Raw genomic sequence first — 24,635 nt, 5'->3', positions numbered from 1 at the left:
GTCCACCCAACGGTCCGGTCCCGCTCGGGGCCTCGGAGGGGGAAACCCATGAGCTGGTCACGAACGTCCCAGCGCTGTGCCTCACGCGCGTTCGTGCTGACCGCCACACTGACAGCAGCCCTGGCGACGCCGGCGCTGCTCGCCCCGGGCGCGGGCGCCGCCCCAGACGCCACACCCACCCGGTCGGCGACCCCGACGGCATCGCCGACCACCAGCCCGACCGGCAGCCCGACACAGTCGGGAACTCCCGCCCCCGGCGGCGCCGCCGGCAGCACTCCTGGCGGCGCGGCCGGCAAGTGCCCCACGCTGCCGGACGTCTCCGGGCCGCTACGCAGCTGGGAGGCTGTCGCAGACCTCCCGGAGGCGCGCACGCACCTGGCAACGACCACCGCCTGCGACGGCCGCATCTTCGCCCTCGGCGGCGAGACCGCCGCCGGTGCCGGCGGCGCGGGTGGCGGTGCCGGCACGACGGCGACACCATCGGCCACTCCGTCGGGGAGCCCGACCGCGACCTCCTCCACCGCGACCCCCACGGCCACCTATACCCCGACGGCCACCCCCATGACGCCCACCGGCTCCGCCAGCCCGGACGAAACCCCCGGCGTGCGTCTGACGCCGGCCGCGTACAACGGCGGCCTGCCGACCGAGACGCCCGACGACCTCTCCCCCGGCCTGCCGGGCGGGACCTCCCCCACCAGCACCGCCAGCCCCACCAGCACCGCCAGTCCCACCAGCTCAGCCAGCCCGACCAGCTCCGCGTCGGCGAGTCCGAACGGCGGCGCGGGCGCACCGGTGAGCACCGTCCAGGTCTTCGACCCGAAGGCCGGCACCTGGTCGGACGCACCGGACCTGCCGACGGCACGCAGCCACCTGGCCGCCGCGACCGACCCGGACGGCCGGATCTACGCCATCGGTGGCCGTACCGCCGGTAACGGCGGAAACAGTGGCGGCGCGACGGACACCGTCGAGGTCTACACGCCGTCGACCGGCGACTGGACGACCGCTCCGTCGCTGCCGAAGCCGATGGCCGACCCCAGCGCCACCCGCGGCACCGACGGGAAGATCTACGTGCTGGACGCCACGACGCTGGCGATCTACGACCCCGACAGCAGGGACTGGTCGACGGCCGCCGCCCCGCCGTCGGCGAACGCCGCTCCCGTCCTGGCCGGCCTGCCGGACGGGCGGATCCTCGCCGCGGGCGGCCTGGAGGCCGGTAACGGCTCCGGCAAGGAGGCCTCCTCCGACGCCTACGCCTACACGCCGGGCTCCGGTGGGTCGGGCGGCGGCTCCTGGGCGGAGGTCGCCAGCCTGCCGACCGCTGTCGCCGACGCCGCCGGCGCGACCGGTCCTGACGGTCGTGTCTACATCGTCGGCGGTCAGGACGGTGACGGGGACGCTGTCGGCAACACCCAGGTGTTCACCCCGGACGACGACAGGTGGTCCGCCGGCCCGAGCAGCGCGCTGGCGACCCGGACCGGTCATGGTGCCGCCACCGGTGGCGACGGCCACGTCTACGTGGCCGGAGGCTCCTCCGGTTCCGGCGCACCGCTGGACACCACCGCGTCGCTGAGCGAGTGACCGAACGACCGACCAGCGAGTGACCGACCAGAAATGAACATCGCATGAAATAAGATCGTCTGTCGGCGTCGTTCCCTGTGGATGTCCACGGGGGACGGCGCCGACACGCATGCCGCCCGCCGCCCCGCCGCCGCCTGCTGCTGCCCGGAGGGACGATGTGCTTCGCACCCGAGGTGGATGTCGTCGCGGCCGTCGCGATCGGCGCGGTGGGGGTGGACGCGCTGCGCCACGTCCACGACCGCGCCTCCCTGCCGCTCGCGGCGCTCCCGGTCCTGTTCGCGGCGCACTCACTGACCGAGGCGTTCGTCTGGTGGGGCGTGCGCGGGGACTTCGTTGATCCCGGGGCCAGCGCGGCGGCGAGATCCGCTGCCACCGCGGTCTACCTGACCTTCGCCCTCGTGATCCTCCCGGTGTACGTACCGGTGGTAATGCTGGCGCTGGAGCGCTCCCCGTCCAGGCGGCGGGCCGGGGCGGCGCTGCTGGCCGCGGGCGCGGTGTGCGCCGCCTGGCTCGCGGCCGCGCTGGTGACCGGGCCGGTGCGGGCCCGTGCCGACGAGCACCACATCACCTACACGGTGGATCTGTGGGCGGGCGCCGTCCCGATCGCGCTGTACCTGGTGAGCACCTGCGGGGTGCTCCTGCTCTCCAGCCAGCTGTTCCTGCGCCGGTTCGGCGCGGTGAACCTGGTCGCGGTCGCCGCCCTCGCCTGGGTGTCGACGGCCGCCGTGACCTCGCTGTGGTGCCTGTGGGCCGCGGCGACCAGCGTGTCGATCGCCTGGCACCTGCGTGCCCGGGCTGGCGCTCCCGCGCGTCCCAACCTCGCGGAGAGGTGACATCCTGGACAAAGATGACGACAGAGCACAGTACCGACCCGCACGCGTCGGCCTCCCACACACCGGGCACCGTCCGCGTCGACTTCGTCTACCTGACGGGAACCGGGCGGCCGATCGCGGCCGAGGCGGAGCTGGTCGGCAGCTGGGACCAGGCCGGCCGCCCCGCCGCCGACTGGTCGTCCACCCCGATGGAGCGCTTCACCGCCGAGGACGGCTGCGCCGCCTTCCGTGCCTCGGTCACCCTCGACGCCACCACCGCGTGGACGGCCGACTGGGGTGTGTCGCTGCACCGTCCCGACGGCTCGCGGGTGTGGGGTGTCCCCGCCGAGGTCGCGGACCCGCAGGCCACCGCCCAGGTCCGCCAGATCATGATCGCGCCGGACGGCGGGCCGGTGGCGCGGGCCGAGTTCCGGCTGGCGAGCCACCGGCACAACGGGGCGCGCCGCGTCGTTCAGGGGCCCGGCGCCGAGGAACGGATCCGCTTCCGGATGTGGGCGCCGCATGCCCGCTCCGTGGAGGTGGCCTTCGCCGGGCCGGGCGGCTACATCGCCGACGACGGCCACGGCGAGGACGAGCTCCTCACCCGGCTGCCGATGCGCCGGCTGCCGGACGGCTGGTGGGAGGCCGCCGCCCCCGGCTTCGCCGACTGGGTCGGGCGCTGCTACGCCTACCGGGTCGTACGTGACGACGGGTCGGTGGCCTGGCGGTCCGACATGTACTCGCTGCGCCAGCGCGGCACCGGCGACGTCGACCCGTGCGGTGCCCGCTACGGCGGACTGGCAGCGGACCTCGACGGGGCCGTGAGCTGCTCGGTCGTCGTCGACAACCGTGAGGACGCGCGGTTCTGGGCGGACGAGTTCGACCCGGCCCGGCCTGTCCCACGCCGGGTCGAGGACCTGGTCGTCTACGAGCTGCACGTGGGCGCGCTCGGCTTCGGGCACACCGGTGCCGGCACCTTCGCCGATGCGCTGGCGTTCCTGGACCACCTCACCGAGCTGGGTGTCAACGCCGTCGAACTGCTCCCGATGGCCGAGTTCAGCGGGACGCGGTCCTGGGGCTACGGCAGCTCGCACCTGCTGGCCGTCAAGCAGAGCGCCGGGGGGCGCGAGGCCCTGCGCGGATTCGTCCGGGCCTGCCACCAGCGCGGCATCGCCGTCCTGATGGACGTCGTCTACAACCACTACAGCCCGAACGCGCAGCGCAGCGCCTGGCAGGTCGACAGCGTGGCGCCGAGCCGCAACATCTACTACTGGTACGAGGGCACCGAGGCCGACCATCCACACCCGGACGGCGGCTATCTGGACAACATCTCCTCCGGCTGGGCGCCGCGTTACCACGACGAGAACGTCCGGGCGCTGTTCATCGCGAGCGCGGCGGCGCTGCTCGACGAGTTCCACATCGACGGGCTGCGGGTGGACCAGACCACCTCGATCCACGCCTACAACAGTCTGCATGCGGACGGCACCACCGTTCCGGCGGCGAACATCGCCGGCCGCAAGTTCCTGCGCGAGCTGTGCCAGACGCTGCGCATCATCGACCCGCGGGTGATCCTCGTCGCCGAGGACCACTCCGGCTGGGCGGAGGTGACCAGGCCCGCCGAGGCTGGCGGGCTCGGCTTCGACGCCCGCTGGTACGCCGGCTTCTACCATCACCTGATCGGCGACGGCAGGAACGGGCACGGCCACGCCCGGCTGTTGCACACCGCCGGCCGCGGCCAGGGCGGCCCGCTGGCGATGGGCCAGTTCGCCACCGCACTCACCGCAGCGGCAGACCACACGGTGGTCTACACGGAGAGCCACGACGAGGCCGGGAACGCCGAGCAGTCGGCCCGCAACATCCTCGTCGCCGTCGACCACGCTCCCCTGCACGGCGAGACCGCCTGGTACGCGTACGCCCGCCTGCGCTGCGTCGCCGCACTGGCCCTGCTCTCCCCCGGGACCCCGATGTTCCTGATGGGCGACGAGCTGGGCGCGGCCAAGCCCTACCTGCATGACCGGTTCACCGAGGCCAAGGAGGATCTCGCCGGGCTGCGGGCCGGCCCCGGCGCCGGGCTGTTCGCCTGCTACCAGGCCCTGGTCACGCTGCGACTGTGTCAGCCGGCGCTGCGCTCCCGGGCCGTGCAGATCGTCGGCACCGACGACGCGGCCCGGGTCGTGGCGTTCCGGCGCTGGGCCGGGGACGAGGAGTTCCTCGTGGTGGCGAGCCTGCGGGACGAGCCGACCCCTGGGTTCGTCCTGTCCCACCCGGCACTGTCCGGCCCGCGCTGGCGCCCGGTGCTGACCACCGACGCCGCGCCGTTCGGCGGGCGGGCCGCCGTCACAGGCAGGCGGGCACTGTCACCCCGCGGGGACACCGTCCGACTCGACCTGCCCACCCTCGCCGTCCAGGTGTTCCACCGGCGCGAGCGGCGCGGCCTTCTCGGCCGGTTCGGCCGGCGCGGCCGGTTCGGCCGGCGCGGCCGGTTCGGCCGGCGCGGCCGGTTCGGCCGGCGCGGCCGGCGCGGCCTCCACCGATGACGGCCACCTGTGCGCGTCGGCCGGCGGAAGCTGGGCAGGAGGAGGAGCTCGGCCGCTGCTGCCGGCACTGCGCGCGGCCTGGCCGGCCCTCACCGTCTCCCGCTGACGCTGGCCGCGCCGGGGCTCAGCCCGCCGCGCGCAGCGGCTGCCCGCAGACCGGCCCGGTACCGACCGGCTCGAAGGCGTCACCGCCGGCTGAGAGCCGGACGAAGTCGGTGCACGGGTCCATCGCCCGCTCGGGTGCCGAGAAGTCGATCTTCTGGTTGAGCAGGCCGGCACCGTCGTAGGAGGTGATCCCACGCATGCCCTGGATGAACGACGCCCGCGTCGGGCACCCGTCCTGTGTCTCCAGGCCGCGTACGAACATGTCCGCGGCGATGTAGCCGTAGATCGAGCTGAGCTGGGTGGCCGGCTGCATCTCCGGCGCGTAGGTGCTCATCGCCGACAGGTAGTCGGTCTGGGCGGGCAGCTTCCGCTCGATCGCGGTGAACCCCACCGGGGCGTAGGTGCCGGCCAGCGCGCGGGCGGTCTCCGTGCCGAGCAGGCTCGCGTTGTAGGCCATGGGCGAGACTGCCACGGTGAACGGGCGCCCCGCCTCCGACGCCTCGGCCAGCGCGGCCGTGTAGATGTCGAAGGGGGTGAGCGAGATGATCGAGTCCGCGCCGCTGCGGACGATCCGGTCCACCAGCTGGGGGCTGTAGGTCGTGGCGTCAGTGTCCATGTACGCCACCCGGACGCCGGCCGCCTCCAGGCTCCTGCGTGCCGCCTCGGCGTACAGCCGGGCCGACGTCGTGATCGACGTGGCGACGACCGCCGCGCTGGTGCCGCCCTGGGCGCTGACGAAGGCACCCAGCGTCGTCGTCGCGTCGGAGTCGTCCAGCAGGTAGGCGAGCGGGAACATGTTGCTGTTGTCCGCCCAGATCGGCTCGTCCGCGACCCCCAGGACGGGAACGCCCTCCTCGTGGAGCAGCCCGGCGGACTCCTGGGAGTACGCCGTGTACTCCAGGACGGCGAACACGTTGTCGCGGAGCAGGTCACGAGCGGCCTGCACGTTGCCGGCCGGGGTGAACTTGTCGTCGCGCCAGACCGCCGTGATCTCCCGGCCGTCGACGCCACCAGCGGCGTTCGCCGCCTTCAGGCGGGCCTCGACGCCGAACCGGTAGCCGGTGAACTCCGACGAGAGCAGGCCGGTGTCCGGGTACAGGATCCCCACCGTGACCTGGTCGTCCGTGACCCCCGGCGAGCAGGTGTCCGCCGTCGCCTCGACGCTGGTGGACCCCCCGGAGCCGCAGGCGGTGGCCATGACGGTCGTCATCACGGCCGTCACCACCGCCGCGCCGGCCGACTGCCGCCGGCCGAACCTCTTCCCCAACACCAGCACAGATCCACCTTCCAGATTCCGCGTCACCCAGGAAAACGGACAGCGTTGCCCTCACCCGCGCGCCAGCCCGCGCCAGATACGGGTGACAGAGCGGGAAGGTGCGCGTCCGGGCAGGCCCCGAGGCCTTGTCGACCGAGGCCGCCAACAGCTGGCAGAACGAACATACCGACCACCCGACCGCCCTCGACCGGATGGCCTCACCTAGCCGACCGGCAGGCCGGCAGAACCACGACACCCACCCGGGCGACCCCCTCGACCCCACCCAGAACTCACTAAAAGATCACAAGAAACACCATTACTCATAAACCTCATCGCCGCGTTGGCATCTCAACGCCAACCAGCGGAACTCCCGCAACGGCCCCACCGCCCGATCAGCACCCGACGCAGGCCGGGCGTAATGCGACGCGCATCACCCGAGAGTTTCCCGACGGCAACACGGCGATCACAGCAGCGCACGAAGCCGACACTCCACGGGTTTTCCGCTCCGGACGGGAAGGGAGTTTCTACCAGCGGTGTTGACTCACTGCATGCCGTTGACTGGTGAATACGAACCGAGCCCGAGCGAGTGGGTGCGCAAGCAGGTCGAGGAGTACGAGAGCTCCGGTGGGACCCGTGGGACGGAGCTGCGCGGCGTCCCCGTGATCATCCTGACCACGGTCGGCGCGAAGTCGGGCAAGATCCGCAAAAGCCCGTTGATGCGGGTGGAGCACGACGGCCGCTACGCGATCGTGGCGTCCCTGGGCGGCGCTCCGCAACACCCGGTCTGGTACCACAACGTCCTCGCCCAGCCCCTGGTCGAGCTGCAGGACGGCCCGACCCGGCAGGACATGACCGCGCGCGAGGTGACCGGGGAGGAGAAGGCTCTCTGGTGGGAGCGCGCCGTCGCGGCCTGGCCCGACTACGCCGAGTACCAGAAGAAGACCGACCGGGTCATTCCCGTCTTCGTGCTGGAGCCCGCCAGCGGCGGCTGACACCCGGCGGAGACGGTCAGGCCGGCACCCGACTCGCCGCGAGCGTGCCGGCGACCGCCGCGGCGACCAGGCGCGCCAGCCGCGGCGAGGCCCCGCGGCGAAGGCGGACCTGCATCGGCTCCGGGGCGACCGCCGGCAGGTCCGCCCGCCGCTCCAGGCCCTGCGGCGGCGGGCCGACGTCCGCGAGCAGGGCCACCCCCACCCCGGCCCGGGCCGCGTGCAGCACCCCGGCGAGATACCCCGCCTCTCCCACCACCGACGCGGCGCGGCCGGCCCGGGCGAGGGAGGTCAGGGCCTGCGTGCGGATGGTGCACGGCTCGTCCACCGCGACCAGGGGCAACGGGCGTTCCGGGGGCGGCACGTCCCAGCCAGGCGCCGAGTACCACGCCAGCGGCAGCTCGCCCGCCACCTGGCCCGCCGGGCCGCTGGCCGTGCCGACCAGGACGGCGACGTCGAGCGTGCCCCGCTCGAGTGCCTGGACGAGCCGCGCGCCGCGGTCGATGCGGAACCTGACCTCCGCCCCCGGGAAGCCCTCCGCGAGGGTCTCCATCACCCGGGGGATCAGGTGGTCGGCGGCGTGCTCGGTGGAACCGACGGCGAGGGCGGCCTGCGGGACGGGGGCGCCGACCCCCAGCAGGTCGAGGGCGTCGTCGTGCACGGCGAGGATCCGCCGCCCGGCGGAGAGCAGCAGCTCGCCCTCCGGCGTGAGGCGGGCGCCCCGGCCGGCCGGCTCGACCAGGGGCCTGCCCACGACCTTCTCCAACCGGCGCACATGCTGGCTGACGGCGGACTGCGACACGCTGAGCGCCTCCGCGGCGCGGCGGAATCCGCCGCAGTCGGCGATCGCCACCAGGCTGCGCAGCGCAACCAGGTCGAGCACAGGGGACACGGCAGCCATGATAGATGATCTATCACGATTACTGATCGTTTTGATCGCGAAGCCGCGCTTTACAGCCGCAATATTTCCAACCATTCTGGTAGACATGCCGGGAAGAGCCCACCGGAGCAGGAGCGGGCTGCTGGCGGGGAACCCCGTCACCCACCTGACCCGCCGCCGGACCGTCGACTTCGGTCGTGTCAGCTCGACCTCCTGTCGCGTTTCCTGAGTGCTCCGCTCCTGAAGAGCTCCGCGCACCCGACTGCGACAGCCCTCGACGCCGCTGCCGCTCTCCCTGTTCCCGGGCCCGGCCGGTCCGGGATGCTGCCGCCTGCCCGGCGACGCCCGATCTCTCCCCACGACAGGACAGGCACCGATGACCTCCTCTCCGTTTGTCCAGGAAGCTCCCTCCGCCGCGGTCAGCGCGTGGGACAATCCGCCCGCGGTCGCCCCGCGCGGAACGGTGATCCTCGTCGCCGGCCGCGGGGAGCACCCCGGTGTGTACGAGCGGTTCGGTACCCGCATCGCCTCCGACGGTTACAAGGTCCGCGTGGTCGGCGACCCCACCGCGGACGAGGCCGGTGTCCGGGCCCGGGTCCGCGAGCTGCTCGACGACCCCGACCTGCCGGGCCCACGGGTGCTGGCCGGCTCCGACGCGGGTGCGACCTTCGTCGCCGCGCTGGCCACCGCCGGCACCGGCACGCAGAACCCCGTCGACGGCCTCGTCCTGGCCGGCCTCCCGGCCGGGGAGCACGCCGCCTCCGCCAGCGGCTGGGACAGCGAGCTCGCCGAGCGCACTGCCTGCCCCACCCACCAGTCCCGGCTCAGCAACGACCCGCAGGTCCGGCGCGGCTCGCTGCTCACCCCCGTCCCGGCCGGCTGGTTCGCGGCCGCCGACCTCGGGCGGGTCCAGGTGCCGGTGCTCGCAGTCCACGGCGCGGCCGACCTGGTCAGCCCGGTCCGCGTGGCGAGGGAGAGCGTCGCGAAAGCCCCGTCCGCCGAGTTCGTGACCATCGCCGGCGGCCGGCACGACGCGCTCAACGACGCCACCCACCGCACCGCCGCCGCGGTCGTCGTCCTCTTCCTGGAACGGCTGCGCGACCTCGCCCTCGCCACCCGCGAGCAGGGCGTGCCGGCCGGGGTGACCGGGGTGACCGGGGTGACTGACCGGAAGCTTCCGGCGATCGCCGCCTGGGCGACCGCATGACCAGCAGGTACGTCATCATCGGCGCGGGCGCCGTCGGTGCCACGGTCGCCGCCCAGCTGTACGAGGCCGGCACGGACGTCGTCCTGGTCGCCCGCGGCGCCCACCTGGAGGCACTGCGGGCCAGCGGGCTCCGTTACGTCCGTCCCGACTCCGACCGGAAGATCCCCGTCCCCGTCGCCGGCGGCCCGGAGGACATCGACCTGCGGGCGGGCGACGTCCTGGTTCTGGCGACGAAGTCACAGGATTCGGAGGCGCTGCTGGCGGCATGGGCCTGGCGCCCCGTCGCCCCGGCGGGAACCGCCGCCGAGGCCCTTCCCGTCGTCCTCCTGCAGAACGGCCTGGAGAACGCCCGCACCGCGCTGCGCCGCTTCCACACCGTCGTCGACGCCGTGGTGATCATTCCCTCCTCCTACTCGACGCCCGGCGAGGTGGTCAGCCCGTCCGCGCCGCTCGTCGGAGCCTTCTACCTCGGGCTCGCCCCCCGCGGCACAAGCCCGGTGGTCGACCGCATCGCCGCCGACCTGCGCCTCGCCGCCTTCGCGGTGCAGGTCGTCCCGGACGTCGACCGCTGGAAGGCCGGCAAGCTGCTCGGGAACCTCGGCTACAACCTGGACGCCGTCTACCGGCCCGGCCCGGCCCGGGACGCCCTCGCCGAGGCGCTCGTGGCAGAGGCCCGCCAGGTGCTCGCCGAGGCGGGCGTCGAGGTCACGGAGGTGATCGGCAACAGAGGCGCGCTCGACCTGTCCGGCCTCGTCCATCACGAGATCGCCGGCCACGACCGGCAGGGCAGCTCGACCTGGCAGAGCCTGGCGCGCGGCGCCTCCGTCGAGTCGGACTTCCTGAACGGGGAGATCGCGCTGCTCGCCCGCCTGCACGGCACCTCGGCCCCACTCAACGCCGGTGTGCAGCGCGACATCGCCCGGGCCGCCCAGGAGGCGGCCGGCCCGGGTCTGCTCGGCGAGGACGCCGTCCACCGCCTGCTCGCCTCGGCGCGGCCGGCCGTCGGCGTCGGCTCCGGCTCCGGCTCCGACGTCGTCCTCGTCGACGCGGCCACGCTGCACGCCGAACTCGCCGCGGAACAGCCGCCGGTCCTGCTGGACGTCCGATGGGCTCTCGGCGACCCGCACGGGCAGGACCACTACCTGGCCGGGCACCTGCCCGGCGCCGTCTACGTCGACTTGGACACCGAGCTGGCCTCCCCGCCGACCCCGCAGGCCGGGCGCCACCCCCTGCCGACCGTCGCGGACCTGCAGGGCGCGGCACGGCGGTGGGGCCTGCGCAACGGCCGGCCGGTCGTCGTCTACGACGACAACGGCGGGCTGTCCGCGGCCCGTGCCTGGTGGCTGCTGCGCTGGGCCGGACTCACCGACGTCCGCATCCTCGACGGTGCGCTCACCGCATGGCGCGAGGCCGGGTACGCCCTGGAACCCGGTGCTGTCACACCCGCGCCGGGTGACGTGGTGCTCGGCTCCGGTCACCTGCCCACCCTCGACGCTGACACCGCGGCCCGGGTCGCCGACGACGGCGTGCTGCTCGACGCCCGCGCCCCCGAGCGCTTCCGCGGCGAGGTGGAACCGGTCGACCCCCGCGCTGGCCACATCCCCGGCGCGGTGAGCGCGTCGACCGGTGACAACCTGGACACCCGCGGTCGGTTCCGCACCCCGGACGAGCTGCGGGAACGCTTCGCTGCGCTGGGGACGGCCACGGGCGACCGGCCGGTCGGGGTCTACTGCGGCTCGGGCGTCACCGCGGCGCACGAGGTCGCCGCCCTCGCCATCGCCGGGATCTCGGCCGCCCTCTACCCGGGTTCGTGGTCAGCCTGGTCGTCCGACCCGGGCCGTCCCGTGGCCACCGGGCCGTGACGGACGTCCGGCCGCCACCGCTGCCGGACGGGCAGTGGAGCCGGCAGGACGCGGTCGTCGACGCACACCGGCTCGACCGCTCCGGCTGGCAGCCGGAAGGGCGCCCGCTCGGCGTCGCCTTCGCCCACAGCGCCGACGACGTGCGCGCCGTGCTGCGCCACGCCTCCAGGTACGGCATCCCGGTGACGGTCCGCGGGGCCGGTACCGGTCTCGCCGGCGGCGCGGCCGCGCCGGACGGCGCGCTGATCCTCGACCTGCACCGGATGAACCACATCCGCGAGCTCTCCAGGACCGACCAGGTCGCCGTGGTCGAGCCCGGGGTGATCACCGACGACCTCGACCGCGCCGCCCGCGCGGTGGGGCTGACCTACGCCCCCGACCCCGCGAGTTCCGCGATCTCCACGATCGGCGGCAACATCGCGACCAATGCCGGTGGGCTGCGGTGCGCCAAGTACGGCGTGACCCGTGAGTCGGTGCTGGGCCTGGAGGTGGTGCTCGCCGACGGCGAGATCATCCGTACCGGCCAACGCTCCGTCAAGGGGGTCGCCGGCTACGACCTGACCAGCCTGTTCGTCGGGTCGGAGGGAACCCTCGGGGTGGTGGTCGGCGCCACTCTGCGGCTGCGGCCGGCGCCGGTCGGGACGGTCACCCTGGCCGCGTTCTTCGACTCCTTCGGCACGGCGGTCGACGCCGTCACCGGCATCGCGGCGGCGGGAATCGTCGTGGCCATGGCGGAGCTGCTCGACGGCCCGACCGTCCGCGCCGTCGACGCCGCGACCGGCGGAAACCTCGCCCTTCGCGGGGAGACCCTCCTGCTGGTCCAGACCGACGGTCCCGGGGCGGGCCGTGAGGGCGACGCCGCCGAGGAGATCCTGCGCGGCAGCGCCCGGGACGTGCAGCGCTCGGCCGATGAGAGGACCACCCGGCAGCTGCTGGCCGCGCGGCGGGCCGCTCTGCCGTCCCTCGAGCGCCTCGGCCGGGTCCTGATCGAGGACATCGCGGTCCCCCGCTCCCAGCTGGCGCGGGCCGCGGCCCGCGTCGCGGAGATCGGCGCGGACACCGGCGTGCAGATCTTCACCATCGCGCACGCGGCCGACGGCAACCTGCACCCGATCATCGTGGTGGGCCGACCGGACGTCGATGGGCCCGGATCCGGGTCGGCAGCGATTCCCGCGGCGGCCTGGTACGCCGCCGAGCGGATCTTCAGGACCGCGCTGGAGCTCGGCGGCACCGTGACCGGCGAGCACGGGATCGGCGTGCTCAAGCGCCAGTGGCTCGGAACCGAGCTCGGCGAGACGAACCTGCATCTGCAGCGCCGACTGCGCCGCGTGTTCGATCCGGCCGGGATCCTCGCACCCGGACACGGCCCGTAGGTCCCGGCCGGACCAGGTGGCCACCCGCAGCACGACTCGCTCGCCGCGGGTGGCCACCGGCCCTGTCACACGCTCAGTACAAGCGGTGTGGCTGGAGAGAGGCTATGCGCCGAAGCGCTGCCCCTGGATCCCCTGGAGGTTCTGGATGCCCTGCCCGGCGCCGACGCCAGCCAGCTCCTGAAGGCGGTTCTGGACGTAGCGCTCGCTGTGGTGGGTCTTGTCCGCGATGCGCGCGACCAGGTCGTTCACGTTGGTGGCGGCGTCGAGGTCAGCGGTGCTGACCTGCCCGAACTGGTCCAGGATGCTGTAACGGATCTGGCGCCAGTTCTGGCGCAGCTGACGCTCGATCTGCTGCTCGCGACGCTGCCGCTCCTGCTGCTGCTCCTGCCGGTCCTGCACCTGCGTCATGTTCCTGCCTTCCTGTCAGCGATTCATTTCCAAGATTGCTTCCGAACGCGCCGGACAGCGCGGCGAACGTTACCGCAGCACTTGGCTGATCGCTTTGTAAGGCAAGGCCCCTGGAATGTTCTCCAGTTTCTACCGAAGAGGCACCAGGAAGTCGGACAAAAGAGCGAAGAAGTTTCTCCAGCTGGTCGTCGGGAGCTGCGGGCAGATCTGAAGTAGCGTTCCCCCCGCCGGCACGTCGAACGAAACCGTCTCCAGGAGCTGGCCGGCGCCGCTGCGGACGCCGGCCCACTCGCCCCTACGGAACCCGGTAGCCGCAGGTCACGTCGCGCCGAGCAGCACCCGGATCTCGAGAAGCCCGTCAATCAGCTCGCTCGTGGTCGCATCCCGTGGAAGCTGACGCAGCTCCTCAAGCATCGCGTCCGTCTCCTCAAGGGTCGGGATGCCATCGATCGACGCCGCCAACTCGACAATCGCGGCCATGTTCCTCCAACCGCCGGATCCGCAGCACGCCGCGGACCGTCCCCTCACGACAACAACAGGATGTCCGAATATACCTGCCGTGAGGTGACATTCCCGTTAACTGGCCATCGAGGTGATCGCCCTCCCGCATCCCTTTGCCGGCTCCTGCCACTCAGCGTCAGATCCCGGGTCGGTCAGGTGCACGGAAAAACGGTACGCGCACACACGACGTGTGCACCGTGATAGATACCCCGCCGACCCGCAGCCAATCTTCGGAACTGGCGGACGGCAGCTACGCCGGCCGGGAGGCCCTCCGGTAGGCCTCGACCGTGTCAAGCACGGTCGAGGGCACCACGTGGTAGTTGACTCCCAGCGGCAGCCCGAGCTGACCAGCGGTACGTGCGCTCTCCCCCGCACTGGCGACGAGGACCCAGACCTGAAGATCGGCACCGGCCGCAGCCGGCGCGGACACCCTCGTTCCGTCCGCCTCCTGATAGGTACCCGCCAGAAAGGCCTGGATATCCCGGACGAGATCGTCATGACCGTCGTCGGAGCGTCTCGGACGCCGACCAGCTGGAGTTGCCGGCCCAGCCGCTCGATGTCGTAGGCAACCGCTGGCGGCGCGGGGATCAGCAGGCCGTCGACCACCCGCGGTGTCAGGTGATGCTCGGCCAGCCAGTACCGGCTGTAGCCGAAGCTCTCCGCGCGGCGCGCCAGATCAATCGTGTTACACAGGGCCTCGGGCGCCGATGCACCGGAGGCAAGCGGCGCCAGATCCAACGCGGAAAGCGGAACAGGGCCAGGTGAGGACAACGGGCCACCGCCCTTCAACCACCCTTGACAATTACACTTTGTTCATCTAAATAGTGACCTTATGATCAGGAGCGTTCGACGTCCAGTCCCGCAGCCCTGCGGCACTGGGAACACCGGACGGATACGGATCGTCGTTCAGTGAGCAAACGTCGTCCACGAAGCGGGGATCATCGATGCCGTACTTCGACCTTGGGGTCGAGACCAGGCTGTTCTTCACCGATGACCCCGCGGGGGACAGCGCCGGTGAGCAACCGCCGCTGGTTCTGATCCACGGTTGGTGCTGCGACTCGCACGACTGGAACTACCAGATCCCGGACTTCGTCACTCGGCATCGCGTGATCGCGGTGGACCTGCGCGGCCACGGACGATCGTCCGGTTCGAAGGGCCTGCGACCGCGCGTGCTCGCCGCCGACCTCGCCGCCCTGCTCAGGCAGCTGGGCATCACTCAGAGCACCGGCGGTGTCGTCGCGGTCGGACACTCGCTGGGCGCCATGGTCGCCAGCGCGCTCGCCGTCGAGGATCCCGGGCTTGTGCGCGCCGTCGTCGCGGTCGAACCCGCGTACGGCATCACCGACACCGAAGCTGCCCGATCCGAGCAGTCCTTCGGCGATCTCGGCGCTCCAGGCACTCAGGAACGCCTCCTGCGGTACCTGCACGCACTTGCCGGCCCCGACTCACCCGCCCATCTCACCACCTGGCATCGCCGGCGTGCCCTGGCCGTTCCGGCCGCTGTGGCACGGGCCGCGCTCTTCGGGATGTGGCTCGATGCGGACCAGTTCGGTCGAAGGGAGCAGAGCACCGACTATCTGGGCAGGCGCACCTGTCCGGTCCTGTCCGTCTACTCCGAGCGGCAGGCCGAACGTGCCGCGTGGGAGCGAGGTGTCGTCACGGGCCCGTTCGACGAGATCCGTCAGCTATCCGGAGGTCACTGGCTGCATCAGGAGCGACCAGAGGCCTTCAACGCCCTCGTTCTCGACTGGATCGCCCGACTGTCACCCGCCGACCTCTCGTCTCGGCCACGACCAGGTGTTAGCTTCCTGTGACGTGCAGCCTGTGACCTCCGACGTCGCGTCGGATAACGAACCGGCCTTAACACACGAGTCCTGCCGCTACCTGGCACGGGCGTGGTGGGGCGAAACCCTGGTAGCCGAATCGGCGTCCGCCGTCCGGGTTCAGGAGGCGGCCGATGTGCCGGTCCTCTACTTTCCTCGCGCCGACGTACGGACCGACCTCCTCCTGGAGGAGGGCCACACGACCGTCTGCCCGGTCAAGGGCGAGGCCCGGCTGTGGACACTCGAGGGAAAGACCACTGCCGGATCCACCGACTGGCATGATCCCGCGGGGGCATCAGCCGTAGACGGCCAGGACGCTGTATGGGAGTTCACCCAGCCTCGTTCTGGCCTCGACTGGCTGGGCGGGCTGATCGCCTTCGACCACGACCGCGTCCGGGTTGAGCTGATGGATACCGTTCCCGGCGGGGCCGACGGCGACATCACGATCAAGCGGTTCCCCACGTGGGGTGACGCCGCGGATCTCATCGACATCATGAACGTGCGGCCGGCCGGCGACCGCAGATACGTGAGTACTGCCCTCGCGGATCCTCGACGCCCCGTCGTCGAGGGCAGTCAGATGCTCGGACAGGCCGTGGTCGCAGCGGGTCGGCACGCACCCGACCGACGTGTCGTGTCCGCCCACATGGTGTTCTACCGAGCTGCGGACGCTCGGGAGCCCCTGGAGTTCGAGATCGACGAACTCAGCGCAGGGCGGAGTTTCTCCACCCTCGCAGTGCATGTGTCGCAGGGTGGAAAACGGCGCGCCAGCGGCACCCTGCTCCTCGATGTCACGGCACCGGACGTTGTGCGCCACTCGGCCCCGCCGGAAGCATGCGCGGGGCCCTACGACAGTGAGCCGTGCGACATGTCGGTGACCGGTCGGGACATCCGCATGGTCGACGCGGCGTACACAGATGACCCGGCCGCGCCGGTGGGGCCACCGGTCATTGACGCCTGGGTCAGGTTCCGCGACGTTCCCGACGACCCGCACCTTCACGCAGGTCTGCTCGCTCAGTTCACGGGCCACGTTTCCATCGCCGCTGCGCTTCGTCCGCATGACGGCGTCGGCCAGCGCCAGGCTCACCGCACTCTGTCGATGGGCATAAACGCGATCGGCATCTCCTTCCACTCCGTGGTCCACGCCGACCACTGGCTGCGTTATCACCACCTTTCCACCTTCGCCGGCGACGGAATGACCCACTCCGAATGCCGGGTATACGACGAGACGAAAACGCTGATCGCCTCGTTCACTGTGGATGCCATGCTTCGTGGGTTCACCCAGAATTCCCACGCGGTGGACGGCAGAATCTCACTGTGAGTCCGGCCACTGACAGGGACCCGTTGTCAGCGGCGCCGGCCGGGTGGTTCAGCACGCGAGTTCCGAGAGCAGGCCGATCGCCGGCCTGCCGAATTTTGACGTGGGCACCGACGTCGACGCCCAGCGCCCGCTTCAACTTTTCGGGAGGACGCGGGCCCTGTCGACAGATCGTGCACGCGCTGGACCCCGAGGGGGCGGCCACCCGCTCCCAGGTACGTAGAGCTGAGAGGCGCGTACGGGTTTCGACGGGTGAGGATGGCATCGGCAGGCTGACCACCGTCATGCCAGCCGACGAGGCCGAGCTGAGGTTGCTGACCGCCGGCACCCGTCCCCGGCTCAGGTTCGCCATGTACGGGCACGCGACCAGACCTGCCGTCACCCCGGTTGCCACCGGCCCGCAGTCTCCTGCGACCTCGACGGAGACGCTCTATCCCGGTGTTGTCGTCGAAGGAAGGTCCGGATAGACCGGTGACCGCTTCTCCACCCGAGCCGTGATCGACTCGTTGACCTCGCCGGACTGGAGTGCGCCGGCCTGCCACGTGGCCATGTGGGTCAGCGCGTCCGACACTGCATGGTCACGCGCGTACAACAGCATCTCCTTGCTGCCCCACACAGCGAGGGGGCTGTTGGCCGCGATCTCTGCCGCGATCTCCCCCACGCCGCGAAGCATGGATTCCTGATCCGGGAAGACCTCGTTCACAAGGCCCACGGCCAGAGCCCGGGCGGCGGGGAACCGACGCCCCGTGTAGGCAAGCTCCCGGGCGACCCCGGCCGGAATCAGCTTGGGAAGACGCTGCAGCGTCCCAAGATCAGCGGTAATTCCGATCTTTGTCTCCTGAACAGTGAAGAAGGCGTCCTCGGTCGCGTATCTCATGTCGCAGGCGGTCACCAGGTCGAGTCCGCCTCCGATGCATCCGCCCTGCACGGCGGCGAGCACAGGAAATCGAGTCCGTTCGAGTACCGTGAGGGCGTCCTGCATCCTGAGGACCAGAGAGCGGCGGGCAAGGTTGACGCGGGCCGGTTCCCCGGCCGCGAAGAGCTCGGTGTCGCCGAACGCGGAAAGGTCGAGACCGGCGGTGAAGTGCCGTCCGGTTGATGCTATGACGAGTGCGCGGACACCGCCGTCCGTGCTGAGGTCAGCGACAGCGGCAGGAAACTCGTCCCAGAAGTCGCGCCGGAGGGTGTTGAGCTCGTCGGGACGAGACAGCACGAGCCAGGCGACGTTGTCGACTACGTCTATCTCGAAGTTTCGGCTTGCCACAAGGTACTCCCGAGGACAGTGGGCACGAGCGGAGCGTGTCCCACTCTCCCCTATCGGGGCGCGTCCCGCTGGGCGGGAGGTAGTAGGGACACAAGTTCGGGAACACCGACGAGCGACCGGAGCGTGTCGTTGAGATGGGTGCAGGTGCTGGTCCCCCGCAGATCCGTCCGGACCATCTTTCGGGCGTCGGCCACAGGTGTGCCAGTAAGCCGGGATGCGCTGGCAGCCGCCAACGGGCATTCCACCCAGGGCAGCGCACGAGGTAGTGAGGAAACCTCGGTGAGAGTCATGGTGGTGAGGTCCAGTCGGCCGGCGACGGTGTACTCGTGGATGACGGTCTCGGGTCCACCGGCGGCCTGGTAACTGTCCCGGAAGAGGAGATCCAGGTCGCAGCTGCCCCTTTCCGTGCCGCGCGTGACGTCGAGGCGCCGGTGCCGGCGCATGCCGTGCGGGGGCAGCTGGGAGGTCTCGTGCCATGCCAGGGGATCGTCTGGTCGAGTGAGAGGAGGTGCGATCGGGCCGGTGACCGTGGGCACCATGCCGTCCTGTTCTATGGCCGAGACGAGCGTCGCGCCCCGTGCCCACCCGGCGCACTGGTCCGTCTGAGCCAGGAGCATGCCTGTGGCACGGGGAACGAGCCCCATCCGGCCAAGGGCATAACCGGAGACGAGGGCGCTCACCGGCGCGTCGTCCAGCATGGCTTCGAGGAGCGGCTGGGCCGCGCGGAGATCGGGCGCGGCCTGTGCGATGCGGCGCCGTAGCCCCGAGATGGTGCCCGTACCGACCAGACTCCGGAGCTCGGGGACGGCAGGATCGGTCTCGATACGCAGAAGGTTTCGCTGCCCGTCGGGCGCGATCTCCAGGGTGAAACGTGCTTCGGCGGCCACCTCGGATGTCCCGTCGACGCCCGTGACCAGATCGCGGCCCTTTCCGACCAGCCTCAGGTTCCCCTGCGCACCGTCCGGACGCAGCGCATCGATCGTGATCGTGCGCCGGACCGAGCCTCGAGGGCGGGCAGGACTGCCGGCGGTCGGCTCGTGGATACCGTGCCGCGGGTGCAATGGCGGCTCAGCCGGCGGTGGATCGACGAACTGCCAGCCGGACGTCATTGTCAGCTCGCGGCGTCGAGGACAGCGGGCCAGTGCGCCTGGTCCGAGCCACCCGAGTCGTAGAGCGTCGTGCGAGCGTAGATGTTTCCGATCTTGGCGCGAAGTCCCCGACCGACCTCTTCGGGTGTGCCGACGACGGAGAACTCTTCCAGAATGTCATCCGTGATCAGGTTGGCCATGTCGTCCCACCGGCCCTGCTTGGACAGCGTGGTGAGCTCCGGCTGGACCTCACCCCAGCCGTGCATCTCGAAGACGGGGCGGTAGGCCGGGGTGGATCCGTAGAAGGCGATCTGCTTCCTGGTCGCCGCGACCGAGCGTTCCATCTCGGCCTCCGTCCGGCCGAGCGTCACGAAGGAGGGACCACAGATCGTGAAGCCCTCGAGATCAGCTTTTCCGGCTCGGGCCCGACCACGCAGCAGCGCCGGAATCGTCACTTCCTCGATGTAACGGACGGTGGTGAAAGGATGCACGATAAATCCGTCGGCGGCTTCGCCGGCGACTTCGGTCATGCCCGGGCCGACCCCGGCGAGGTAGATCGGCGGGGGGCCGAAGGCCTGGGGCTTCGGGGTGAAGAAGGGCGTCATGAGGGTGTGCGTGTAGAAGTCGCCCCGAAAGTCTAGCTTGGTGCCGTTCTGCCAGGAGTCCCAGATCGCCCGGATACCGAGAAGGAGTTCGCGCATCCGCGGTGCGGGGTGAGACCAGGGCATGGAGAAGCGCTTCTCGATGTGCGGCTTGATCTGGGAGCCGAGACCCAGGACAAAACGTCCCTCGCTGTACTGCGCCAGGTCGTAGCCGAGGTTGGCGAGGGTCATCGGGGTCCGCGCGAAGGCGATGGCGATCGAGGTTCCGACAGTGATCGACGCAGTGGCGGTCGCGGCCTGCAGGCACTGCATGAAGGGGTCGTGCCGGGTCTCTCCGACCCAGGCGCCGCCGTAGCCCTCCTTCTCGACCCGGGCAGCGTCGGTCGGCGTCACGGCGATGTCGTCCGACAGGGTGTAATCGATTTTCAACGCATCTCCTCGCCGCGGCCTCCAGCAGACCTACGGTCCCCAGGTTGGCGCCAGCCGGCCGATGGGGGCAACCGTTCGCAGCCCCGCCGGAACCAGGACGACAGAATGGGTTGATCTAGTGACGCAGGGTATGAGATTCCCGCTACCAGGGCAGTCCTGAGGAGGACAGTCAACCACCCGCTGAAGGGATGAGTTCATGACTGCATCAAGCGACGCAGGCGGGATCGCCGCGGTCGAGGCGAAGGCCGGCCCGGCGCTGCTCGTCCTGGGTGCTGCCTGGGTCCTGCTGGCACTGGCCATCCCGATGTTCGGGCTGACGACAGGCACCTCGATCGCCATCCTTCTCGGGATCACACTCCTCCTGGGAGGTCTGAGCGAGCTGGTGGCGGCAATGGCCTCCGGCACCGGCTGGCGCCCCACACATGCGCTCCTCGCCGTGATGCTCGTCGCGGGCGGAATCGTGGCGCTCGCGTGGCCCGGGCCCACAGTGACGGTCGTCTCCCGCATCGCCGCGTGGGCGCTGCTGGCGCTGGGGATCCACGCGCTGGCCACGGCCTTCTCCCAGCGCGACGCGGCACGGACCGGGACGTGGTGGGTTCCGCTGGCGATCGGCACGTTCTCGCTCGGCATCGCCTTCTGGGCGTCGGCGCAGCACCGTCCGAGCTACCCGCTGGCGGTTCTGTGGGTTGCGCTGACCGCGCTGGTCATCGGCCTGACCAAGTTCGCCACCAAGCTGCGGTCCGCTGGCGGCGAGGAGCCGCGGATGGACGCCCTCACCCGCACCGGTTTCAGCGGCCGGGCCGCCACAGAGGCCGCACGGGGGCAGGCACGAGGACAGCAGCGTGAGGAGGCCTCGACACGTGGCCGCATGTGACCTGGTGACGGGGAGCAGGGCGCCCCGTCCAGGTTGCCCCGCTCCGCGTCACATGTCTGCGCGCCGGCTCGAGACGGTCGCCTAGGCTGCTGGACGACGCAGGGCATGAGGGCGACTCGATGACGGAGGCGGGCAGCGTGACGACGGACACGGATGACAGCGAGATCCTGACCGAGGTCCGTGACGGGATCGCTGTCATCACCTTCAACCGTCCGAAGGCACGCAACGCGATCACCGCGACGATGGCCCTTGCCTACGCCAGGGCGCTTCGCGCCGCGGATGACGACCCGCAGGTCCGGGCGATCGTGGTCACCGGAGCAGGCCCCGGCTTCTGCTCCGGTGCCGACCTGGAGGTGCTGCGCGGCGGCGCCGAGACGATCAAGAAGTTCGTCCCGGCCCGGGATGACCTGCCCTCGCTGACGCTGCGCCTGCGCAAGCCAGTGATTGCTGCCATCAACGGGGCGGCGGTGGGTATCGGATTCGCCTACATGCTCGGCAGTGACATCCGGATCGCCGCCGAGTCGGCGAAGCTCGCGACCGCGTTCTCCAGGCTCGGCCTCGCGGCCGAGTACGGGGTGTCCTGGCTGCTGCCCCGTCTCATCGGCCTGCCGGCGGCGATGGATCTTCTCCTGACCGGGCGCACCGTCAGCGCCGAGGAGGCCGCGCAGATCGGTCTCGTGCACAGGGTGGTCCCGGATGGCGCGGTTCTGGACGCCGCACTCGCCTACGCCGCGGACCTGGTGACGAACTGCTCGCCGTTCTCCCTGGCGACGATCAAGAAGCAGGTCTACGACGACCTCGATCGTTCCCGCGATGACGCGCTGACGGACACACTGCGTCAGATGGACATCGCGTTCGAGGGTCCCGGACTCGCGGAGGCGCTGACCGCGCGGGCGGAGAAGCGACCAGCGGTGTTCGACGCGCTCGGTCAAGGGTCCGAGGTCCGGTAGCAGCGGAGCCGGAGGGCGCGGGCCGGCGGCACTCCCGTCACAGCCGGCCGGGATGTCCCGGGGCCTACCGTGAGGTATCCCCGCATCCCAGGACGGACACGTGACCACCTTTCTGCTGAGTGCCCACGTCGTCGTCGCGATCATCGCGGTCGGCCCGGTGACCGTCGCCGCGAGCATGTTCGCCCCCGCGGTCCGGGCTGCCCTGCGCGACCCTGACGACGCCCGGGCGGTGGGCGTGGTGAGCACGCTGCATCGCATCTGCAACGTGTACGCGGCCATCGGCATCACTGTGCCGATCCTGGGCTTCGCCACCGCGGCGAGCATGGGGGTGCTCGGGGACCCCTGGCTGCTCACCTCGATCGTGCTGACGGGCGTGGCGGCAGGTGTTCTCGCCCTCGCGGTGCTGCCGGGTCAGCAGCAGCTCCTCAACGTGATCGGCACCCGGGCCGCCGCGGTGAGCGCCCGCAACGTGGCTGTCGCCAGTGGGCTGTTCAGCCTGTTGTGGACCGTGGTCACGGTTCTGATGATCGTCCGCCCGGGCTCGACCACCGGCGTCTGAGCGCGAGGGCTCAGCGGGGCCGGGGCGGAGCGGTGTCGAGCCGGTTGAGGATCTGGCCGCAGATGGCGCCGAGCTGATCGAGCTGGTCGCGGGACAGCGCCTCGATCACCAGGTCCCGCACGGTCTCGACGTGGCCGGGGGCGGATGCCGCGAGTTTCTCGAAACCCAGGTCGGTGAGGGTGGCGTTGGTGACCCGGCCGTCGGCCGGGCATGGGGTGCGGCGCACCCAGCCCTTGCCCTCCAGGCGTTTGACGGCGTGCGACAGTCGGGAAAGCGATCCGCAGGTGAAGTCGGCGAGCCGGGCCATGGCCAGCGTCCGGTGCGGCGCTTCGGACAGGCCGACGAGGACCGAGTACTCGAAATGACTCAGGCCCGCGTCCTGGCGTAGCTGGGCGTCCAGCGCGGCCGGCAGCCGGGTCATCACTCCGATGAGCCCACGCCACGCGGTACGTTCACTGGCCTGCAGCCATCGCGGCTCCGCCGTGACCGGCCGGCCGTCGCGCCCCGGGTCTCTGCCGCCATCCATACGGGCAGCCTATGATTCCCGTCGGCATTCCCGCGATTTGCCAGTACCTTTCGGCTGAACCCGACCGCCGGAGATCCGAGAGGAGCAGGCACGTATGAAATCCCTCGGCTCCGACGACCCGCGGGCCGCCGGCGCCTATCGACTGCTCGGCATCCTCGGGTCCGGCGGGATGGGCCGGGTGTATCTCGCCCGCAGCCCGGGTGGGCGCACGGTCGCCGTGAAAGTGATCCGGCCGGAGTTCGCGAGCGACCCGGCGTTCCGCGCCCGGTTCCGCCGCGAGGTCGAGGCGGCCCGGCGGGTCAGTGGCCGGTGGACGGCGCGGGTGCTCGACGCGGATGCCGACGCTGACCCTCCGTACCTGGTCACGGCCTACATTCCGGGGCCGTCGCTGCTGGACGCGGTGCGTCGGCACGGGCCGTTGCCCCCGCGGACGGTACGGGCGCTCGGCGCGGGCCTGGCCGAGGCTCTGGAGGCCGTGCACGCCGCGGGTGTGGTCCACCGGGATCTGAAGCCGTCCAACGTGCTGATCACCGTGGACGGCCCCACCGTGATCGACTTCGGGATAGCGCGGGCGGTCGACGCGACCGTGCTCACCCAGGCGGGAGCCCTGATCGGCTCGCCGGCGTTCGTGTCGCCCGAGCAGATCACCGGTGGGGAGGTCGGGCCGGCCAGTGACGTGTTCGCGCTCGGCTCGGTCCTCGCGTTCGCCGCCACCGGGGCCGGCCCGTTCGCCGGAGCCGGAACACCGGCGGTGATGTACGGGATTCTCACCGCCGAGCCCCAGCTAACCGCCGTCCCACCCGACCTGCGCGGAACGGTCGAGGCCTGCCTGCACAAGGCACCGCAGGGACGTCCCCGGCCCGCCGAGATCCGCCGGGCACTTGCCCCGGACGGCACCGGGGCGGCGGCGTTGTGGGCGGACTGGCTGCCGCCGGACCTGGTCAGTGGGCTGGTCCGGCAGGCAGTGGACGTCCTCGACCTCGACACCGGTGACACCGGCGTCACCGGTGTCACCGGTGTCACCGCCTACAGCCCGCCGCCCGTCCCGACGAGGGCCGGCGGTGACCGGCGGGCGCTGGCCGTCGTCGCCGCGGTGGGCGCACTGTGCCTGACGATCATCGTCGCGGCCGTCGTTCTTCTCGGTTCGCGGGGTTCGCGGGGTTCCGGGGACGGCGCCGCGGAAGGAACCGGGCTGGCGAGCTCCGCCCCTCGTGCTCCCATCGACGACTCAGGCGCCACCACGACCCGACCCGGGGAGCTGCCCGACGGCTACGCCGGGTCGTGGGAGGGGCGCATCGTCTCCCGCCTGGGCGTCGCCCAGAACATGGTGATCACGCTGCAGCCCGGTGGCACCGGCCAGACCATCGGGCACTCGGAGACCACGCTCCTCGGCCTCGAGGCCCTGGGCGGCGCGGGCGGTGCGGGCAGCACCGGGATCCGGTGTGTCGGCGACCAGGAACTTGTCGGTCTGAGTGAGCCCCCGTCGGCCGGCGCCCCACCGGCGGTCGTGCTGCGGGACATCCCCGGCACGGGCGACAATCCGACTCTGCTGCCCGGTGTCTCGCTGTGCACGAGCGGGGGGACGAGCCGGCTGTCGTTGTCCGCTGCCGGAGAGCTGGTTTTCCAGTCGGAGGAGGACGACGCGGGCCGGCCGACCGGCACGCTGCGCCGGCGGGGCTGATCACGGGAGAACGCCGT

At 71.4% G+C, this 24,635-nt stretch carries 22 protein-coding genes; 13 read left to right on the top strand and 9 right to left on the bottom strand.

Annotated elements, in window-relative coordinates; genetic code table 11:
- Positions 1-48: 48 nt before the first annotated feature.
- The 3 genes from B207_RS0129630 to B207_RS0129620 all read left to right on the top strand — a co-directional run bounded on the left by B207_RS0129630 (position 49) and on the right by B207_RS0129620 (position 4,927).
- A complete protein-coding gene (locus tag B207_RS0129630) occupies positions 49-1,578 on the top strand; it encodes a Kelch repeat-containing protein (protein WP_026311573.1) in 1,530 nt (509 codons plus the stop codon).
- A 155-nt stretch (positions 1,579-1,733) separates the two neighbouring features.
- Positions 1,734-2,411, top strand: a complete 678-nt coding sequence (locus B207_RS36315) for a DUF6629 family protein (RefSeq protein WP_018640321.1) — start codon at positions 1,734-1,736, stop codon at positions 2,409-2,411.
- 14 nt (positions 2,412-2,425) lie between these two features.
- Positions 2,426-4,927 carry an alpha-amylase family glycosyl hydrolase gene (locus B207_RS0129620; RefSeq protein ID WP_018640320.1) on the top strand — a complete coding sequence of 834 codons (2,502 nt, stop codon included), beginning with the start codon at positions 2,426-2,428 and terminating at the stop codon, positions 4,925-4,927.
- Between the two features lie 124 nt (positions 4,928-5,051).
- On the opposite strand, the gene B207_RS0129615 is transcribed toward B207_RS0129620, so the two are convergent.
- Positions 5,052-6,308: an ABC transporter substrate-binding protein gene (locus B207_RS0129615; protein ID WP_018640319.1), complete on the bottom strand. Its 1,257-nt coding sequence runs from the start codon at positions 6,306-6,308 to the stop codon at positions 5,052-5,054.
- A gap of 527 nt (positions 6,309-6,835) precedes the next feature.
- Here B207_RS0129615 and B207_RS0129610 point away from each other — a divergent pair.
- Complete coding sequence (locus tag B207_RS0129610; RefSeq protein ID WP_026311572.1) at positions 6,836-7,279, top strand: nitroreductase family deazaflavin-dependent oxidoreductase; 444 nt, start codon at positions 6,836-6,838, stop codon at positions 7,277-7,279.
- A gap of 16 nt (positions 7,280-7,295) precedes the next feature.
- Here the strand turns inward: B207_RS0129610 and B207_RS0129605 are convergent, their stop codons facing one another.
- The gene (locus tag B207_RS0129605) at positions 7,296-8,177 is read right to left on the bottom strand and encodes a LysR family transcriptional regulator (RefSeq protein WP_018640317.1); all 882 of its coding nucleotides are present in this window, start codon (positions 8,175-8,177) and stop codon (positions 7,296-7,298) included.
- Between the two features lie 355 nt (positions 8,178-8,532).
- Here B207_RS0129605 and B207_RS0129600 point away from each other — a divergent pair, with 355 nt between their 5' ends.
- From B207_RS0129600 to B207_RS0129590, 3 genes are read left to right on the top strand one after another with little or no spacing between them, the layout of a single operon-like run.
- Positions 8,533-9,363 (top strand): alpha/beta hydrolase, encoded by an 831-nt coding sequence (locus B207_RS0129600; protein WP_018640316.1) that lies wholly within the window; start codon positions 8,533-8,535, stop codon positions 9,361-9,363.
- Entirely contained in the window at positions 9,360-11,225 is a 1,866-nt protein-coding gene (locus B207_RS0129595; RefSeq protein WP_018640315.1) for a rhodanese-like domain-containing protein, read from the top strand. The genes B207_RS0129600 and B207_RS0129595 overlap by 4 nt, the downstream gene beginning before the upstream one ends.
- Complete coding sequence (locus B207_RS0129590; RefSeq protein ID WP_051102720.1) at positions 11,222-12,598, top strand: FAD-binding oxidoreductase; 1,377 nt, start codon at positions 11,222-11,224, stop codon at positions 12,596-12,598. Before B207_RS0129595 ends, B207_RS0129590 begins: the two co-directional genes overlap by 4 nt.
- Before the next feature lie 102 nt (positions 12,599-12,700).
- On the opposite strand, the gene B207_RS0129585 is transcribed toward B207_RS0129590, so the two are convergent.
- The 3 genes from B207_RS0129585 to B207_RS40350 all read right to left on the bottom strand — a co-directional run bounded on the left by B207_RS0129585 (position 12,701) and on the right by B207_RS40350 (position 13,937).
- Entirely contained in the window at positions 12,701-13,006 is a 306-nt protein-coding gene (locus B207_RS0129585) for a hypothetical protein (protein ID WP_018640313.1), read from the bottom strand.
- A gap of 318 nt (positions 13,007-13,324) precedes the next feature.
- Complete coding sequence (locus tag B207_RS40895; RefSeq protein WP_018640312.1) at positions 13,325-13,486, bottom strand: hypothetical protein; 162 nt, start codon at positions 13,484-13,486, stop codon at positions 13,325-13,327.
- Positions 13,487-13,757: 271 nt separating this feature from the next.
- The gene (locus tag B207_RS40350) at positions 13,758-13,937 is read right to left on the bottom strand and encodes a hypothetical protein (protein ID WP_018640311.1); all 180 of its coding nucleotides are present in this window, start codon (positions 13,935-13,937) and stop codon (positions 13,758-13,760) included.
- 514 nt (positions 13,938-14,451) lie between these two features.
- Between B207_RS40350 and B207_RS0129570 the strand changes: the two genes are divergently transcribed.
- Positions 14,452-15,321: an alpha/beta fold hydrolase gene (locus tag B207_RS0129570; RefSeq protein ID WP_018640310.1), complete on the top strand. Its 870-nt coding sequence runs from the start codon at positions 14,452-14,454 to the stop codon at positions 15,319-15,321.
- Positions 15,322-15,331: 10 nt separating this feature from the next.
- Positions 15,332-16,648: a DUF427 domain-containing protein gene (locus tag B207_RS36310; protein ID WP_018640309.1), complete on the top strand. Its 1,317-nt coding sequence runs from the start codon at positions 15,332-15,334 to the stop codon at positions 16,646-16,648.
- Between the two features lie 427 nt (positions 16,649-17,075).
- On the opposite strand, the gene B207_RS0129560 is transcribed toward B207_RS36310, so the two are convergent.
- The 3 genes from B207_RS0129560 to B207_RS0129550 are packed head-to-tail and all read right to left on the bottom strand — an operon-like array spanning position 17,076 to position 20,028.
- Positions 17,076-17,909 carry a crotonase/enoyl-CoA hydratase family protein gene (locus tag B207_RS0129560; protein WP_018640308.1) on the bottom strand — a complete coding sequence of 278 codons (834 nt, stop codon included), beginning with the start codon at positions 17,907-17,909 and terminating at the stop codon, positions 17,076-17,078.
- A gap of 50 nt (positions 17,910-17,959) precedes the next feature.
- Positions 17,960-19,018, bottom strand: coding sequence for a DUF2889 domain-containing protein (locus tag B207_RS0129555; protein ID WP_018640307.1), 1,059 nt, complete (start codon positions 19,016-19,018; stop codon positions 17,960-17,962).
- A gap of 2 nt (positions 19,019-19,020) precedes the next feature.
- Complete coding sequence (locus tag B207_RS0129550; protein ID WP_018640306.1) at positions 19,021-20,028, bottom strand: LLM class F420-dependent oxidoreductase; 1,008 nt, start codon at positions 20,026-20,028, stop codon at positions 19,021-19,023.
- 196 nt (positions 20,029-20,224) lie between these two features.
- Here B207_RS0129550 and B207_RS0129545 point away from each other — a divergent pair, with 196 nt between their 5' ends.
- The 3 genes from B207_RS0129545 to B207_RS0129535 all read left to right on the top strand — a co-directional run bounded on the left by B207_RS0129545 (position 20,225) and on the right by B207_RS0129535 (position 22,411).
- Entirely contained in the window at positions 20,225-20,902 is a 678-nt protein-coding gene (locus B207_RS0129545; protein WP_018640305.1) for a DUF308 domain-containing protein, read from the top strand.
- Positions 20,903-21,021: 119 nt separating this feature from the next.
- Complete coding sequence (locus B207_RS0129540; protein ID WP_018640304.1) at positions 21,022-21,852, top strand: enoyl-CoA hydratase-related protein; 831 nt, start codon at positions 21,022-21,024, stop codon at positions 21,850-21,852.
- 100 nt (positions 21,853-21,952) lie between these two features.
- Positions 21,953-22,411, top strand: a complete 459-nt coding sequence (locus tag B207_RS0129535) for a hypothetical protein (RefSeq protein WP_018640303.1) — start codon at positions 21,953-21,955, stop codon at positions 22,409-22,411.
- Between the two features lie 10 nt (positions 22,412-22,421).
- Here the strand turns inward: B207_RS0129535 and B207_RS0129530 are convergent, their stop codons facing one another.
- A complete protein-coding gene (locus B207_RS0129530) occupies positions 22,422-22,937 on the bottom strand; it encodes a MarR family winged helix-turn-helix transcriptional regulator (RefSeq protein ID WP_018640302.1) in 516 nt (171 codons plus the stop codon).
- 94 nt (positions 22,938-23,031) lie between these two features.
- Here B207_RS0129530 and B207_RS0129525 point away from each other — a divergent pair, with 94 nt between their 5' ends.
- Complete coding sequence (locus tag B207_RS0129525; RefSeq protein ID WP_018640301.1) at positions 23,032-24,618, top strand: serine/threonine-protein kinase; 1,587 nt, start codon at positions 23,032-23,034, stop codon at positions 24,616-24,618.
- The last annotated feature ends 17 nt before the right edge of the window (positions 24,619-24,635 follow it).

Source organism: Parafrankia elaeagni, assembly GCF_000374165.1.
Classification (GTDB): Bacteria; Actinomycetota; Actinomycetes; order Frankiales; family Frankiaceae; genus Parafrankia; species Parafrankia elaeagni.
Note: the sequence above shows the minus strand (reverse complement) of the source record. Positions and strands in the feature narration are given on the sequence as shown.